The organism is Spirillospora sp. NPDC049652 (assembly GCF_040675125.1).
Taxonomy (GTDB): Bacteria; Actinomycetota; Actinomycetes; order Streptosporangiales; family Streptosporangiaceae; genus Spirillospora.
The window spans coordinates 1-2196 of the sequence record NZ_JBFAOF010001093.1; the positions used below are offsets into that span (position 1 = coordinate 1).

3 protein-coding genes are annotated in these 2196 nt (G+C 74.6%); 2 read left to right on the forward strand and 1 reads right to left on the reverse strand.

Going from position 1 to position 2196, the window contains the following annotated elements:
- Positions 1–208: 208 nt before the first annotated feature.
- Positions 209–916 (reverse strand): histidine phosphatase family protein, encoded by a 708-nt coding sequence (locus AB0J52_RS37290; protein ID WP_500187658.1) that lies wholly within the window; start codon positions 914–916, stop codon positions 209–211.
- 151 nt (positions 917–1067) lie between these two features.
- Here AB0J52_RS37290 and AB0J52_RS37295 point away from each other — a divergent pair, with 151 nt between their 5' ends.
- Positions 1068–1433 carry a hypothetical protein gene (locus AB0J52_RS37295; protein ID WP_500187660.1) on the forward strand — a complete coding sequence of 122 codons (366 nt, stop codon included), beginning with the start codon at positions 1068–1070 and terminating at the stop codon, positions 1431–1433.
- On the forward strand, positions 1426–1881 hold the full coding sequence (locus AB0J52_RS37300) for a hypothetical protein (RefSeq protein WP_500187661.1): 456 nt from the start codon (positions 1426–1428) through the stop codon (positions 1879–1881). Before AB0J52_RS37295 ends, AB0J52_RS37300 begins: the two co-directional genes overlap by 8 nt.
- The last annotated feature ends 315 nt before the right edge of the window (positions 1882–2196 follow it).

Below are 2196 nucleotides of genomic sequence, written 5' to 3' on the forward strand. Positions count from 1 at the left end.
AGCCGCTCCGCCACGGCTCGTCCCGCGGCGCCGTTCGCCCCGGTCACGACGACCACCCGGCCGTCGGCGGTCCTGGAGGTTTCGGTCATGCCCGCATTCTGCCCGTCCGGCGGGGCGTTCGCCGCCCAGGGCCGTCCGGCGTCGCCGCCCGCGCCTCCCACCTGCGCGTTCCGCGGGAGCGGCGCGGCGGACGCGGGAGGGCGTCCGGTCAGCTCGCGGCGGGCATTTCGGACAGGTGGGCGATGTCGTTGTAGACGACCGGGGTGAGGCGGTCGCCGCCGCGGCGCCAGCGGGTCATCGAGGCGTTGGCGATCGGGTCCTTCTCGATCTCCAGCACCTCCTGCTCGGTGAGGCCCTCCACCAGGTAGCGGGTGGTCACGACGATGGCGTCGTGGGCGACGATCAGCACCCGCTCGCCCGCCGCGTCCTCGGCCAGGTCCCGGTAGAACGAGCGGAGCCGCAGCGCGAGGTCGGCCCAGGACTCGCCGGCGGGCGGCCGGTAGTAGAACTTGCCGAGCTTCAGCTTGCGCTCGTGCTCCTCGGGGTGGCGCCGCCGGATGCCCGTCCCGGTCAGGCCCTCCAGGATGCCCTGGTCCCGGTCGCGCAGCCGCTCGTCGATGTGGACGGCCAGGTCGAGCGGCGTCTCGTCGAGGGCGATGCGGGCGGTGTCGAGGGCGCGCCGGAAGGGGGAGGAATAGACCAGCGTGGGGCGTTCGTCCGCGGGCCGGCCGGCGAGCCAGCGGCCCAGGTTGGCGGCCTGGGCGCGGCCGAGGTCGGACAGCGGCACGTCCGCGTCGCGCTCGGTGACGCCGGTCTCCTCCGCGCCGCGCTCGTGCGCGGCACGCCACGCGACGTTGGCGGTGCTCTCACCGTGCCGGGTCAGGTTCAGCCACTCCAGCGCCTTCACAGGCGACATGATTCCATGTCCGTTCCGTCCGGCTCGACTGCGGTTCCCTGTCGTTTCGTCCGCACGGCCTTCCCGCTGACCGCCGCCCCACACGTCACCCGCGCGTGCCGGAGGCGCGCCGGACGGGAAGTTCTACAGTGCGTAGTAGTCTTGGGGCCCTATGACGAACGCCCTGGCCACCGTGATCATCGTGGTGTCGTTGCTCGCGGCCGCCTACAGCCTCTGGAGCGCCTGGCGGAACCAGGCGATGGGGGTGCCGCACCTGGTCGCCCTCGGGGTGCTGGAGGTGCTCCTCGTCACACAGGCGGTGGTGGGGTTCGTGAAGCTGTCGGGCGGCGAGGGCCCGCACGGTTCGGCGACCTTCGTCGGCTACCTGCTGGCGATCCTGGTGATCCCGCCCGCGGGCGCGGGCTGGGGGCTGCTCGAACGCTCGCGCTACGGGCCCGGCGTCATCGTCGTGGCCTGCCTGGCCGTCGCCATCATGATCGTCCGTATGCAACAGCTGTGGCAGGGGACCAATGTCTGAACGTCCGGAGGCGACCACGCGCAGCGGTCCCGGGCGGCTGCTCGTCGCCGTCTACGCGCTGTTCGCGCTGGCGGCGGGCGCGCGCGCCGGGGTCCAGATCGGCACCGAGTTCTCCAAGGCCCCGGTCGCCTACCTGCTGTCGGCCGTCGCCGCCGTCATCTACGTGCTGGCGACGGTGGCGCTCGCGCTCGGCGGCCGGACGTCGCGGCGGATCGCCGTCGCGGCGTGCTCGGTGGAACTGCTCGGCGTGCTCGTCGTCGGGACGCTGAGCCTCGCCGACGCGTCCGCGTTCCCGGACGCGACCGTCTGGTCCGGCTTCGGCCGCGGCTACGGGTACGTGCCGCTCGTCCTGCCGGTCATCGGGCTCGTCTGGCTGTGGCGCACCTCCCGGACGGACGGCGCCGTCCCCGCCGGGGAAGCGGCCCGCACCGGCTCCGGAACCGCCTGACCCCGGCACGCCCGGTCGCACCCGGCCACCTGGCCGGACGCCGGACGCGGGAGGTGGTGCCGCGTCCCGCGAGTCCAGGCCCGCGTTCAGATCCGAGGCCGACGTGCCCGGCCGGGAGGCGGGGCGGCGGACGGGGGCGGACGTGTGGGCGGGTGCGGACGTGTGGGCGGTGTGCGGGGCGGCCTGACCCGGGAGGTCGTCCGGATCGAACCGGACGCCCCGCACACCGCGAACCCCCTCCCCGGGGTCCGTGCCGGGGCCGCCCGGACGGGGTCCGGCGGCGCCCGGTGGGCGAGATCGGAAGAGCACAGTCTG